Here is a 14,014-nt window from a genome sequence, read left to right as displayed (position 1 = left end):
TCTATCACCAAAAGAAAATAAAGCCTAGAAAATTAGTAATTTTTTTTCTTTACACTATATATACTTAATTGTTTTTGCTGAGACTATCTATAAAAGGTTTAATAAAATATACACAACCATAGTTCCCCATAAATTTCAGCGGTAATGGATCAGTAAAATCAACACTTTTGCGCCTATGAGAGCCGCAAACCCACTCCTTATAGGCGTGGGACAAATGCACAGATTTAATTACTGCTTCTCTCAACTGGAAAAGTTATCTACCCTGACATCCTTCCAAATATCGGAAACTTGCCAACCTGAGTTACCAAGAGATTGGACTATGGGATGAGTACGTACAGGAATGTAGTTAATCTGTCCATTCTCTATATATTCGGGATATTCCTCAACCACAGCTTCTGAGACATTAACAGTGTCTGCTGGAAAACCTTGTTCTTCTGCTTCCTCCATCAACTTGATTTTATCGAGGAGAAGCTTTTCAGATTTTTTGATGAGTTTCATATTAAGTTCAAGAATTGCAAACCTGGACAATAAAAAAACGAAAATCTTGATATTGATTTTGAAACGGACTATTGCAGCCTTTCAAAAATCTTTAGAGAGATCCGCAAAAAGTTATTATTAACTTTGGGGTAAAAAAATTACTTGACAATTACTGATCTAAGCAATTGCAGTTAAAACCAATCTCCCGCGCATTAATCACGGGAGATTGTGGGTTAAATCAATAATCACAGGCAGTACTCCTGCTACATTGCCTCACCCACTGGACAACGCCTTACCCAAAAAAGGCATTTTAGCATTAATGAACTGATCAATTCAACCATCTGCTGATATCTGTCGGCTATAAATCACTTGCTGATTGAGGTTACCGGATGCGGTTGACTTAGAGACAACACCAGAGGCTGATGTTTCCACAGCATTAACTGAACCCGATTGAAAATTATTCCACCGTCACGCTCTTAGCGAGATTACGAGGTTGATCCACATCCAAACCACGACGGGCGGCAATATGATAAGCTAACAATTGCAAAGGAATCACTGTCAGAATAGGCGACAATAACTCATCTACCTCAGAAACGGGAAGCAAATCGTTAAAAATCTCCCCAGCTTCCCCATCATGGATGGGAGTTACACCAATTAAGCGGGAATCTCTGGCTTTGGCTTCTTGGGCATTAGAAAGCACCTTTTCATAAACACTACCGGGAACAGCGATCGCTACCACAGGAACTTTCGCTTCCAATAAAGCAATCGGTCCATGTTTCATTTCCCCCGCTGGGTAACCTTCAGCATGAATATAGCTGATTTCCTTTAATTTTAAAGCTCCTTCTAAAGCAACAGGAAAGTTGATCCCCCTCCCCAAAAAGATAAAATCCTTGGTTTCAGCAAAGTCATGTGCTAAGTGTTCGGTTAAAGTTTCCTGACTTGTCAAAGTCCCCTCAATTTGTTGAGGAATTTGCTGCAACCCGTGAATAATTTCTGCTAGCCTCTCTGGCGAAACTGTCTGAAGACGGGCTGCTAAATCTAAGGCTAAAGCATAAAATGCCATCAGTTGGGCGACAAAGGTTTTTGTTGCCGCCACCCCAATTTCAATTCCTGCTAAGGTATTGATAATATGGGGAACCATTAACCCCAGGCTGCTTTCCGGACGATTGGTAATACCTAAAAGTCGGGCTTGATATTTGTCTTCTTTCCCTTGGCGACGCTCTTTTTCCATACCTAATGCTGCCAGTGTATCCGCAGTTTCACCTGATTGGGTAACACCAATAATTAACGTATTCGCTGTTAATGGTGAAGGTGCATAGCGATACTCAGAAGCATAATGTACTTGAGTAGAAATCCCTGCCAGTTGTTCAATTAAATATTTGCCGATTAATCCTGCGTGCCAACTCGTACCACAGGCAACAATATTAATTTGTTCTAGGTCTGTGTAAAATTCATCAGGTAAGTTGAGGTTAATTGGTGACCTTGATTCAGTCAAATTAGTACCAGTATGAAAGTAAGCAGATAAACTAGCTCTAACTACCCCCGGTTGCTCATGGATTTCTTTGAGCATAAAGTGTTTGAATCCCTGCTTTTCTACCATCGTGGGATTCAAATTCAGCAACCGGGGTTGTTTTCTCAACCTATACCCGGCAAAGTTATAAATTTCTACCCCTAATGGTGTCATTCTAGCGATTTCGCCATTTTCTAGCGGTAAAATGGCACGGGTATGAGCCACAATTGCTGGAGTGTCAGAGGCGCAAAAGAACTCACCTTGACCAAAGCCAATCACTAAGGGGGCTTGTTGACGCACTACAATCAACTCATCTGGGTGGTCAGCAGAAATAACTGCGATGGCAAATGCACCCTGAAGATAGTTAACGGCTTGGCGAATTGCTTCTAATAAAGGAGATGGGGAGGTAGGGAGATGGGGCGTTGGGGGATGCTTTAGAAATTCGGCTATGAGATGGGGAATTACTTCGGTGTCAGTTTCGGAAACAAACAGGTGTCCTTTTTGTTTAAGTTCTTCGCGCAATTCCCGGTAGTTTTCGACAATGCCATTTTGTACCACCGCCACACGCATGTTATTGTCCATATGGGGATGGGCGTTGTGTTCTTCCGGTTTACCATGAGTCGCCCAGCGGGTGTGACCGATACCAATTTGGGCAGGAGTTGCTATTTGTTCGAGTTTAGAACGCAGGTTGTGTAGTTTTCCTTTGGCGCGAACACATTTTACCTCATCTTCCCATACGGTGGCTATACCGGCGGAGTCGTATCCCCGATATTCTAGTTTTTCTAGCCCTGCCAGTAAGATATCTGTTGCTGATTGAGTGCCTATATACCCAACGATTCCACACATGACTGACACCACCTGGTTTCAATATACTGCAATCTAGTCTAGTTGCCAGCAGAACAGCGGCATTCTCTCCCAAAAAAAAGGAGCAATTAGCTCCCTATGCTACCAGCTATGGTAATGGTTTTTTACTTTTCCTAAAAAAATAAAAATGTCGTAGGGTGAACATATCCACCCTACAATCGTAAATCGTCAACCAAATCAGGAATTTAAAGTCAATTCCTTAATAAGCTAGACCCATACTGCGAGTTGTTTCAGCCCCTAAGTAGACTCGAATGCTTAAAAAGTCAGTAGGGCAAGCTGTTTCACAACGCTTACATCCCACGCAGTCTTCGGTGCGCGGTGAAGAGGCAATTTGAGCGGCTTTACAGCCTTCCCAGGGCACCATCTCCAACACGTCTGTAGGACAAGCGCGGACGCACTGGGTGCAGCCAATGCAGGTATCGTAGATTTTTACGGTATGAGACATTGAAAAAAGGCTCCTTTCCAGTGTTCTTCTCTGCAAAAGAATCATATATCAAAGCATAGTTTACAGCAGTAGCTTATCGTCCGTAATCAAAAGGCTACATAACTTTAAACAATGTAATAGCCACTGGGGAAATTTTATATTTGCTAAATCTCTCTATTGCCTATATATCAATGAGAATCAATGGGTCTATTTACTTTTATGCCGGCTCAAAGCCCTGCTATTTGTAAACTTATATGAAGTGAAAGTAAACACAAATCAAGTCAATCTAGGATTTCTCCATAGTAATTATAGACTATTACAGCAAAGCAAATAGTGCTCGGCGATCACCAGCGATCGCGGTGATTTGGTCAGCTAGAGTAGTTTACTGCGATAAGATTTGTATAATGTAAATCACATCACATAAATTTATTTATGGAGCCAGAGTCTTTAGCAACTGAGGTGATTCTGACACATGGTCACCAGTCACTCGGTAGAGTCCAACTTGATTGGACACCCCAACCAGGAAACTATGTAGATTTTGAAGGTAAAACTTATGCGGTATTAGAACGCCGCCACAGATACCAATTTAAATCGGGACGTTACCACTTGCGGAATATAGCCCTTTACGTACAGTCAGCCAAAAGACCAACGGAGAAAACCTTAGTCAAGGGACGTTGGGTAATAGGTGATGCTACCTGTATCTATAATGCACAGTCAGAAATCATCCGCTGTGCTGTCAACCCGGACGGACCGTGTGAGTCTTGTCGTTTCTACGAACAAATAGAAGTGAGAAGTTAGGTGTCAACAATTCCCTAATACTTCGCCCACAATTAAACGGTTACCATTGACAAAATCCCATCCCGACTGGGGACGTTTACCGGCTAACTGAACCTCTCGTAAAAGTAGCAACCCCTGACCAGTTTGGGCAATAGGGCCAATTCCCTTGGCGATGCTTACCACTTCTCCTATACTCCCTGATCTGGTTGATAAATCAGGTAATTTTTCGTATATTTCTTTTATTTCAGTTGTCGAATCGTCACAGTAAGCATCCCCAATGGGAATAGAGGCAATAATTTTTATTCCTTGATCACGAAAGGTGGTTGTACAATTGGGGTAAAAGCCTCTAATTTGGTTGTGTAATTGAATAGCAGTCTTTGACCAGTCTAATGTGTAGTTGTGCTTTGTAATCAAAGGCGCGTAAGTCGCTTCTGAGTCATCTTGAGGAACAGGTTCAATTTCTTGATTTTGCCAATGGAATAAAGTTTCTACTAATAAATCTCCACCCATTACAGATAGCCTCTGAGCTAAATCCTGGGAATTATCTAGCAATGCAATCGGTGTGCTTGCCTTCAATAACATAGCTCCGGTATCCATTCCTACATCCATTAACATTGTGGTGATTCCCGTTTCCTTTTCACCGTTATAGAGACACCACTGAATTGGTGCTGCACCACGATACTTAGGTAAAATCGAGCCATGGACGTTAATACAACCTAACCTGGGTATCTCCAATATTTCTGCTGACAAAATCTGTCCATAGGCCACCACCACAAAGACATCTGCATCAGACTGTTGAAGTTGGGTTAAAGTCTCAGTATCCTTTTTAATCCGTGGTGGTTGCCATACAGGCAAGTTATGGTCAATAGCAACGGTTTTGATGGGGGAATGGATTAATTTATTTCCCCGTTCACGGCGTTTATCAGGTTGGGTGACAACTGCTAAAATCTCAAACTCTGGTTGATTTAATAATTTTTCTAGGGTAGGAACGGCGAAGTGAGGTGTTCCAAAAAATACTATTTTCATTAGTTATTACTTGTTACGTAGGTCATCTGAAATGATTTGTCTTTCCCCCAGGACAAAATACAAATAAAGTCCTGACTCAAAACCAATTTAGATAATTCTATAGGATTTTCGCCCACTGATGTACTTAGTAGTAGTTGCGTACTAAATCAAAACACGGATAAATAATCTGGCGTTACATATCCTGATAAATCACCCCGTTCCCGACGGTACGGTGTCCATGAACCAAGCTTATTAGCAGTAACACTGCAAAATGAATTTTTTTGATGTTAAAGTGGTTTCATATTGGCGAAAATCAAGTTTCCTTGATAGACTATATATAGTGGGTTAAGCAGCTAATCAGTTGGTGTGAACTCTCGGCAGTATTAGTCTTCCTATTTGGCTATGTTTCACAACCAGTCATTTTAGGCTGACTGAATCAATCTGTGTGATGGGTTTAACCCCTATTTGGTTAAGAGTTTAGTTGTGTTTATCGAACTCATGAGATGGCGATGCCTCAATTTTTCCAGAAATATTAGTTTCTATCTTAGGGTAGATGGTCAAGCTGTTTTCTTAGTTTTATTGAGTTGTGCATCATCCTTCTCAACTTTTGAACTAACGCCTGAATTTTACCTTGATCAGGCTCTGCTTTCTTGTAGCAGGAATCAATAGGGTAAGGAAATGTACCATATTGTATGTAGCTAATAACTATAGAGTTACTCTGCATGACTTTTTGATGGCAAACCTCCAGGAACACAATTACAATCTCTCTGTAAACAGGTGCAAATCATTATGATACTAAACTTTTGTCAAGTTCTGCAAAGTTTCAACAAATTATCCAGTTTAAATCGTTAAATGTAGAAATTTGTAGTTATATCTTTAATTATCTAATTATCGTCTGCTTCCTTGCTGCCTAGGTATTGCTCTTCACACAGCACGCCCTCCTCCCTAGAGAGTCCACATATGCTCAAACCCTTCTTGCTATCAGGATGGTTCCGCCTCCAACCATTTCTCAATTATTTTGTTCTGGTGATGCTGATCACCCCCTTAGTTGCTGTATCGGTTCACTCTACCTCAGCAAAACAATCAAAAGCAGTCACAAATATGGCCAATGCACGGTCAGAGTTTGACTCTGATCCTTTGACAGTGGCTAGTATAAATGAACCTTATTTAGTTGAAGCATTAACAACATCTCCCATCATCTCTTTGACGGCAAAATCTCCCACTATGCCATTGTTAATGGCTTCTCTTGGGGAACAGTCAAGATTACAAAACGGGGCTTACTCTTTGCTAACAGATATTGAGGACCGTCATGTTTCAGCATTCACAGGAGGAGAACTAGTAGTAATTCCAGAAACTCCTGTGAGTAAATTTAATTTAGGGCAACAATTCCCACAGTCTGGGAATAGCCTTCATGCACAGTTCCCTAATGAATTGCTGATGGCTAAATCATTGAGAAAAACTCCTCAACAATTGCCAGAAATTTTCAGGCGAGAAACACCTGTGATTGAAGAACTGGATGAAGCGCAAGTAGCAGTCATTGATCCCATAGGAAGCCCCCATCCCATTCCTTGGAAATGGATTCTCGCTACCCATGAGGCGATTAGTGCTAACGGTGGTTCGGGGGTTCGCTATTACCGCAGTGTGCCTGTGAGTTCTCCAGATGGTAGATATATTGTTTACAGTAGGGTGCAGCTAGAAGTAAAACCAGAAATGTATAACAGCAAAGTTACCAGTGTAATGTTTCTGGAAGATACGCAAGCTAAAACCTTGCGGGTGATGCTTTCAACTGATCCTCTGAGGGATCCTTTGTTGAACACAAAGGACTCATCAGTGGTAGCAGATACTGGTATGAGTGGTCAAATTGGGGTTTTAGTTCCTGTTAGCTGGTCAGAAAAAGGCGATCGCTTTTTAGCACGTAAATTTAAAGGTAAGTTCAACACAGGCGATTCTACAGACCATGCAGTCATTTGGGACATGCAAAAAAATTACATTAATACTGTTGCTCCTGCTCGTGAGGCACATGAGCATGAGAAGATAGCCGTATTATTGGGTTGGAGTAAAAACAAACCTGATCATGCACTTTTCCGTTCAGGAGAAATGGGAGAAGAAAACTGGCCTTTGGTGCAAGTTACTACCGATGGTCAGACTTTAGATACAACCGATGCAGATCAGCCTATTACTTTTGGTCAAAAAATTACAGAAGTTTGGCCAGGTCCACAATTTGCTTCTCGATAGCTTCTAAATGGTCAGCCTTACTCCCGTTGTCATATAATCACAACGGGATTTTTTTTACAACAATTAAAGCTATAGAATAAATTTTTCTATTTAGTGATTTACCTAACTACTACTATTCTAACTTTTCACTGTTTTCTAATTGATTCAGGGTTTGTTTGACGCGACGGATAGGTAAATTAGCAATCAAGGCTGTGGTGCGTTGGTTGCTTTCTAAAGAAAACTCTAGTCCCTCTGCCTCAATTTCCACATAGCGACAAACTATCTCTAGAATTTCCTGTCGCATTTTTTCTAACTTTTGCGGGTCTAAATCAACGCGGTCGTGGGCAATCACCAGTTGCAAGCGACGTTTCACTTGTGTGCGACTGCTGTCAGGACTACGTAAAAATAATCGTTCTATAAGTTCGAGAATCATTGCCAATAGGTTTGCGGAGACTGGAACATGAATTAAACAATCTTTGTCCATAACAACCTTCGCAGACGGGCGAAGAGGCTGTCGTGGGGTGAGTCCAGATCAAGAAAATCGACCTTTTCTCCTTCCAATCTACGGGCAATATTATCAAAGGCTATGGCAGCTAAAGAGGGGGTTTCCCCTAATACTAAAGGTTCGCCGCGATTGGTAGAGACAATAACACGGTCATCATCCGGTATCACCCCGATGAGGGGTATTGCCAGAAGTTCCTGAACGTCTTGCACAGACATCATATCATTTGCTCGCACCATTGCTGGTCTGATGCGGTTAATGATTAAATGAGCACGCTTAATTCCTTGTGCTTCTAATAACCCCACTACTCTGTCAGCATCGCGAACTGCGGAAATTTCAGGAGTAGTGACAATTAGGGCTTCTTTTGCCGGGGCGATGGCATTTTTAAACCCATTTTCAATACCAGCCGGACTGTCAATAATCACGTACTGAAACTTTTGGGCTAGTGCATTCACTAGCAATTTCATTTGTTCCGGAGTGACTGCGTCTTTAGAACGATTTTGCGCTGCTGGTAGTAATACAAGATTGGGCTGTCGCTTATCTTTAACCAAGGCCTGTTCTAATCGACACTCCCTAGCCAGAACTTCCACCGCAGTATAAACTATGCGGTTTTCTAGTCCCAGTAACAAATCCAAATTTCTCAGACCAAAATCCGCATCAACTAAAGCTACTTGACGCCCCATTTTGGCTAAAGTCATGCCTAAATTTGCTGAAACTGTGGTTTTACCCACTCCTCCTTTACCGGAGGTAATGACAATAATCCGAGTCATGATAGAGTTGCGCCCGATGAGGGTTCAGGAAATATAGTAAATACTTATAGCACCTGATTTAACCTATTTAATTGGTTTCTGGAAAAATCATTAGCCCTGGCGATGCGAATTCCTTCGGAGGTAATGTGAGCCACTTCTGGAAAAGTCGGCATTGGTGATTTCTCTGGAGACCTAGCTACAGCATCCGCGATCCGCAACTGGGTTGGTTCCATTTGCAAGGCCATAATCAGACACTGACGATTGCCTCCGGCACCCGCATGAGCAATTCCACGTAATCTTCCCCATACTACAATATCTCCTTGTGCAACTACGATACCACCTGGATTTAAATCTCCTAAAATAACTACTGTGCCAGGATGACGAATTTCAGTCCCGGAGCGTACTGTCATTTCTAGATATAGGGCATCTGCTGAGGTGGGTATAGCAGTTTTAGACTGGGAATTGAGAGAACTTTCTGGTGCAATCTGTTCGACTGAATAACCAGAGGTGACAGCGGCGATCGCCGTTTGCCGACGACTGGTGGCTACAGATTTCAAATCCAGTTGCGCCTCACCCAAAGCCTCAGCGAATTCTTGTAGTTGTCGTCCATCTAACAACCGGTCTTTAGCGATTAAATGTACTGGTCTGCTAGATCTGCGAAAGCGTTCGCTGGCATTTAAGCGCAACTTTAATTGTTGCCAAATCTCAGACCAGGCGAGTTCTGAAGCTGGTATTTGAGATTCATCTGGCAAAACTACCAACAGTCTTTCTCCCTCACTTTTTAACTGCACTTGGATATGGTTTTTTAAACTATTCTCTGCTGTTAATGACTCAGGAGGGTCACTATCCAAATCTATATCATCCAACTGAGACAGAGAATCTACATCAGTAGGAATAGAGTTTGAATCTAGATCATCCGATTCAGAATTTGACTGTAAGTAAAGGATAACAGAATTTAGTTCTGCATCCGGGATAATATTATCAGAAGGAGTCTCAATATTACCGGACTTCAACGACCCAACCTCTGCAAAGCTAGGATTTACCTCTAAATCCGGAACATGAGACGTTAATCCTGCATCAGGGAGTGCAGAATTTGACTCTAAATTGGGGATATGAGAATCAGAAGTCATGCAGCACCAACCAAAAGATACACCGAGTAATTATCAATATTAAGTCAGTTGTAAAATCCAAAAATTTTTTTACCTATGGCTTTCTAGTTAATCTTCTGTAAATTGTCGCCAAGGCATCAGCATCGCCGACATTACCAGGAAACAGCACCACTGGTAAATTGGGAAACCGAGGGTGTTCCGCAGTGGTGATCACCATTGAACAACCAGCTAAAATTTGTCCCAGTAACCGGGCTGAATTTAAACACAGTCCGGTACTTAAGACATCGTTGGAAGTTATCCCACCCTTGCTGATTAAAAATCCGATATCAGATGGTAAACCCCGGACAATATCCATCAATAAACCCGAAACTTTCAGCCCAAATTCTAACCTACTGTTGATATCCTGAAAAGTTAGTTCCTGACGACTGGTATAAACTACTGGTGTTTTCCCACCATTATGTACCGCTTTTGTAGTTTTCACAATCTCGGTTAGCAGTTTAGCCGATTCATTCACCCCATTATCCAGTAATCGTGCTACATCTACTTCAATTCCCACCGTCCCCTCCACTTGCAATAACGACTGCAACTGCTGAGTGGTCTTTTTCACGTGGGAACCGACAATTACTGCACCCGGTTTTCCGTCCCGCACATATTCCGCCATGTTTTCAGCGGCAATGGGTTGAGGAGGTAAGCCCGCCAAAGCTGTTAGAATACTGGCAGCACTGCGAAACAAAAAGCGTTTTCCTTGACTTGCTGCCGTTAGCACATCTACCGCAAAGGAGTTGAGATCCGCTTGTGTCTCACCATCTACCACGGCGCACTGATTATTACTCAGTCCCAATAAGCGTTCTAAACTACCACTGCGAATATCCTCCAGTAAAAATCGGGTTACAGATTCCGCACTAATACGCCCCTGAGTCTTTTCATCTACATATTTGGGTAAGTAACTGTGATGGTAGCTGAATACGGAATCACGGGCAAATTCTGTTTCATGTACTGGGGTCGGTATACCATCAATCATCAGGTAGTGTACGCTGTCGCGGGTGATGCGACCACCTTCAAAAAATGCCGGGACAAGAAAATGAGCGTCAAACGGTCCGAGTTCTTGGGCGATCGCATCCGTTTCTATGGGATAATGTCCTCGCAGTGTTGAGTCGGAACGGCTAACAACTAAAAAGTCAGTTATATTTTCCTCTCTTAACGCCTGTTTTAACTTTTGACAGACTTCTCTAGTCACGGCAGCTGCTGACTCCGGCGGTAAGGATCTCGTATTTGTCAGGACAAAGAATATTGGTGAATCATCTCGCAAGCCGAGGCGTAAAGTATCTACATCCCACTGCATCAACAGTAAGCAACTGTGGACAGTTTGCGAGCCTGTGGGGTCATCATCTAAAACAATAATTTTGGGTCTATTATTCATAAATGTGTTTTATTTACAAGTATTTTTTTATTATCCCGCAAAATGCGTTGGCAGTAACTTTTACTGATAGAAGATTTTTTATTTAACCACAGATCATCAACACAAATGAACACAGATACCCCATGTTACATTATAGAGCGGTACTCTTAGAGGATGTTTGTCAAGTTATGATTACTGTATCAAATATTGTTTTACCCCTCCCTAACCCTCCCCTTGTAAGGGAAGGGGACTGGATTTTATTGTTTTTTGTGTGTTCGGTGTGTTCCGCAATCCTTCCCATTCCCCATTCCCCATTCCATGTTCGGTGTGTTCGGTGTTTTCCTGTGTTCCCTAAGATAAAAATTACCTGTTTAAAACTTATCAAACAACCTTTAAGAATCTTATAACTTTTGTCGGCACTATTGTACCTGACTTAAATAAAAGTTGCTGTGATAGTACGGAATTTGGATATTTACTATTAAACTTGTTTTATTTGCTGGTATTTTTTTGATATTCGAGATTTCTTGACACACATATAATAATACAGCATTTATCAGTTTTATGAAGGATAAAAAATTAATTTTATCACATTTATGGTTTACGTAGCTTAGTAGTTTGTACATACCTTGATCTGAAAGATTTTTTTAATCTTCTGAAAATATTTGCATATCCGACTCAGGCTAATACATAATTTTATGATTGAATGATTTCTTATATAAGTGTTTGTTAATGAATTAAAAGATTTTGAATATCTTCTGTGCTATGTAATTTCTGGTTTCGGTTTTTTAGTCATAATTTTAGCTAAAAATCAATGTATTTCGTTAGTATTTTTAACACGATTATCATATGATATTGCTAATAAATTGTTTTGTGCCAATATTGCTCATGCAACTAGAAATAAAACCATTTACTGTCAATAAAAGGTTTCCCTTGACTATTAGTCGCGGAACAACATCCCAAACAACAAACCTATGGGTAAAGATTTTACACGATGGCATTGAGGGTTGGGGGGAAGCATCGCCATTTGGTGTAGGTAATCATGCCCAATCTACTGTTCTGATTAAACAGCATTTGCAGGAACTAGCACCAATATTAAAAACATTTAGCCCGTTACAACGACAGCAAATTGAGGTAATTTTAACACAACGGCAGGCTCCCTCATCGGTGAGGGCAGCGCTGGATATGGCTCTATGTGACTGGCTAGGTAAGCTTGTGGAATTACCTCTGTGGCAAATTTGGGGATTTGACCCTAATGTTATAGTTCCAACTTCTGTCACAATTGGAATTAATTCACCGGACGCAGCCAGGGCGAGGACGCGGAACTGGTTAGAATTTATGGATGTTCGCCTTTTCAAAGTAAAATTAGGTAATCCTGATGGTATCGAGGCTGATCGGAAAATGCTGTTAGCAGTGCAACAAGAAGCACTAAATTTAGAATTATTCGTAGATGCAAACGGGGGTTGGAGTTTAGAAGATGCCATTTATATGTGTAATTGGCTAGCTGATTTGGGTATAAAATATGTAGAACAACCATTACCACGAGGGCAAGAAACAAGTTTAGCCTCACTCAAAGAAAAATCCCCTTTACCAATATTTGTGGATGAAAGTTGCTTTACCAACAGCGATATTCCTGATTTAGCAAACTATGTGGATGGTATAAATATCAAACTCATGAAATCAGGGGGACTCACAGAGGCTATGCGTATGGTACATACAGCCCGAGCTTATGGGTTACAAGTGATGTTCGGTTGCTATTCTGACAGTACACTAGCAAATACAGCCGCAGCACAGTTAGCACCATTAGCTGATTATTTAGATTTAGACAGTCACCTTAACTTAATTGATGACCCCTTTACCGGTGCATTGCTGCAAGAGGGGAGAGTTTTACCAAACGATTTACCTGGCTTGGGGGTACAATACAGTGCGTTTGCTGCTTAATCAAAAAATAGCAATTCTGCTACATGAAGGAATTACGGGAACTCAGGGTAAAACCGGGCTATCACTTTTACGCTACTGTCAAGCCCCCATCGTTGCCTTAATTGATCGCCAATGTGCGGGCAAATCTTTGTTAGAATTAACTGGGATCAAGAACAATGTGCCAATTGTATCATCATTAACCGCAGCACTCAAGTACAAACCGGAAGTACTAGTAATTGGTATTGCTCCTAAAGGTGGGGCCTTACCGGATGATTACTGGGAAGACATTAAAAATGCCTTACAAGCCGGGATGTCTTTGGTAAATGGTTTACACACACCATTGGCAAATATACCAGAGTTAAATGCTCTGCTCAAACCGGGACAATTAATTTGGGATGTACGTCAAGAACCGGCTAATTTAGGCGTTGGTAGCGGTTTGGCTAGTACTCTTCCCTGTCGGCGGGTGCTGACTGTGGGAACTGATATGGCAATTGGTAAAATGTCCACTAGCCTAGAATTACATTGGGAGTCACAGCGACGGGGGTGGCGTTCTAAATTTTTAGCTACAGGTCAAGCCGGGGTGATGTTAGCAGGGGAGGGGATACCCTTAGATGCTGTGCGGGTAGATTTTGCGGCCGGTGCTGTGGAACAAATGGTGATGGGTTGTGGTAACGACTACGACATTCTCTATATTGAGGGACAAGGTTCATTGCTGCATCCTGGTTCTACTGCTACTTTGCCTTTAATTCGTGGCTCCCAACCAACACAATTAATTTTGGCACATCGGGCGGGACAGGCTCAAGTGCGTAATCATCCCCATGTTGTGATTCCCTCTTTATCCAAGGTAATTCGCTTGTATGAAAGTGTCGCTAGTGCAGCAGGTGCTTTTGGGGATGTTCCTGTGGTGGGTATAGCTTTGAATACGGCTCATTTAGACGACTTGACAGCTCAAGATGCGATCGCGCAAACCACAGCCGAAACTGGTTTACCTTGCAGTGACCCTGTGCGTTTTGGGGCTGGGATTTTGTTAGATGCGATTATGAATAATTAAGGAACTCGAAATTTAA

Annotated in this window: 12 protein-coding genes; 4 read left to right on the top strand and 8 right to left on the bottom strand. The window is 41.8% G+C overall.

All coding sequences use genetic code 11. From position 1 onward, the window contains the following. Nucleotides 1-240: 240 nt before the first annotated feature. The 3 genes from NWP21_RS18970 to psaC all read right to left on the bottom strand — a co-directional run bounded on the left by NWP21_RS18970 (nucleotide 241) and on the right by psaC (nucleotide 3,296). Nucleotides 241-498, bottom strand: coding sequence for a hypothetical protein (locus NWP21_RS18970; protein WP_271735002.1), 258 nt, complete (start codon nucleotides 496-498; stop codon nucleotides 241-243). Between the two features lie 436 nt (nucleotides 499-934). Next, entirely contained in the window at nucleotides 935-2,833 is a 1,899-nt protein-coding gene (glmS, locus tag NWP21_RS18965; protein WP_280793896.1) for a glutamine--fructose-6-phosphate transaminase (isomerizing), read from the bottom strand. A gap of 217 nt (nucleotides 2,834-3,050) precedes the next feature. Further along, nucleotides 3,051-3,296 (bottom strand): photosystem I iron-sulfur center protein PsaC, encoded by a 246-nt coding sequence (gene psaC / locus NWP21_RS18960; RefSeq protein ID WP_271735004.1) that lies wholly within the window; start codon nucleotides 3,294-3,296, stop codon nucleotides 3,051-3,053. A 411-nt stretch (nucleotides 3,297-3,707) separates the two neighbouring features. Between psaC and NWP21_RS18955 the strand changes: the two genes are divergently transcribed. Further along, nucleotides 3,708-4,073: a DUF6464 family protein gene (locus NWP21_RS18955; RefSeq protein ID WP_280793895.1), complete on the top strand. Its 366-nt coding sequence runs from the start codon at nucleotides 3,708-3,710 to the stop codon at nucleotides 4,071-4,073. Between the two features lie 3 nt (nucleotides 4,074-4,076). On the opposite strand, the gene fmt is transcribed toward NWP21_RS18955, so the two are convergent. Then, on the bottom strand, nucleotides 4,077-5,078 hold the full coding sequence (gene fmt / locus NWP21_RS18950) for a methionyl-tRNA formyltransferase (protein WP_280793894.1): 1,002 nt from the start codon (nucleotides 5,076-5,078) through the stop codon (nucleotides 4,077-4,079). Between the two features lie 939 nt (nucleotides 5,079-6,017). Here fmt and NWP21_RS18945 point away from each other — a divergent pair. Then, nucleotides 6,018-7,292, top strand: a complete 1,275-nt coding sequence (locus NWP21_RS18945) for a hypothetical protein (protein ID WP_280793892.1) — start codon at nucleotides 6,018-6,020, stop codon at nucleotides 7,290-7,292. A gap of 112 nt (nucleotides 7,293-7,404) precedes the next feature. Here NWP21_RS18945 and minE read toward each other — a convergent pair whose 3' ends face one another. The 4 genes from minE to NWP21_RS18925 form a co-directional block, all read right to left on the bottom strand. Beyond that, entirely contained in the window at nucleotides 7,405-7,704 is a 300-nt protein-coding gene (minE, locus tag NWP21_RS18940; protein WP_271735033.1) for a cell division topological specificity factor MinE, read from the bottom strand. A gap of 32 nt (nucleotides 7,705-7,736) precedes the next feature. Next, complete coding sequence (gene minD, locus NWP21_RS18935; protein ID WP_271735008.1) at nucleotides 7,737-8,543, bottom strand: septum site-determining protein MinD; 807 nt, start codon at nucleotides 8,541-8,543, stop codon at nucleotides 7,737-7,739. 44 nt (nucleotides 8,544-8,587) lie between these two features. Then, nucleotides 8,588-9,652 (bottom strand): septum site-determining protein MinC, encoded by a 1,065-nt coding sequence (gene minC / locus NWP21_RS18930; RefSeq protein ID WP_280793891.1) that lies wholly within the window; start codon nucleotides 9,650-9,652, stop codon nucleotides 8,588-8,590. A gap of 73 nt (nucleotides 9,653-9,725) precedes the next feature. Next, a complete protein-coding gene (locus tag NWP21_RS18925) occupies nucleotides 9,726-11,051 on the bottom strand; it encodes a four-carbon acid sugar kinase family protein (RefSeq protein WP_280793890.1) in 1,326 nt (441 codons plus the stop codon). An 864-nt stretch (nucleotides 11,052-11,915) separates the two neighbouring features. On the opposite strand from NWP21_RS18925, the gene NWP21_RS18920 reads away from it, so the two are divergent. Then, on the top strand, nucleotides 11,916-12,968 hold the full coding sequence (locus NWP21_RS18920; protein WP_280793888.1) for a dipeptide epimerase: 1,053 nt from the start codon (nucleotides 11,916-11,918) through the stop codon (nucleotides 12,966-12,968). Then, nucleotides 12,952-13,998, top strand: a complete 1,047-nt coding sequence (locus NWP21_RS18915; RefSeq protein ID WP_271735014.1) for a DUF1611 domain-containing protein — start codon at nucleotides 12,952-12,954, stop codon at nucleotides 13,996-13,998. Before NWP21_RS18920 ends, NWP21_RS18915 begins: the two co-directional genes overlap by 17 nt. Nucleotides 13,999-14,014 lie beyond the last annotated feature (16 nt).

This window comes from Anabaenopsis sp. FSS-46 (assembly GCF_029891665.1).
Lineage (GTDB): Bacteria > Cyanobacteriota > Cyanobacteriia > Cyanobacteriales > Nostocaceae > Anabaenopsis > Anabaenopsis arnoldii.
The sequence above is the reverse complement of the archived record's forward strand: the minus strand, read 5'-3'. Positions and strand labels throughout refer to the sequence as shown.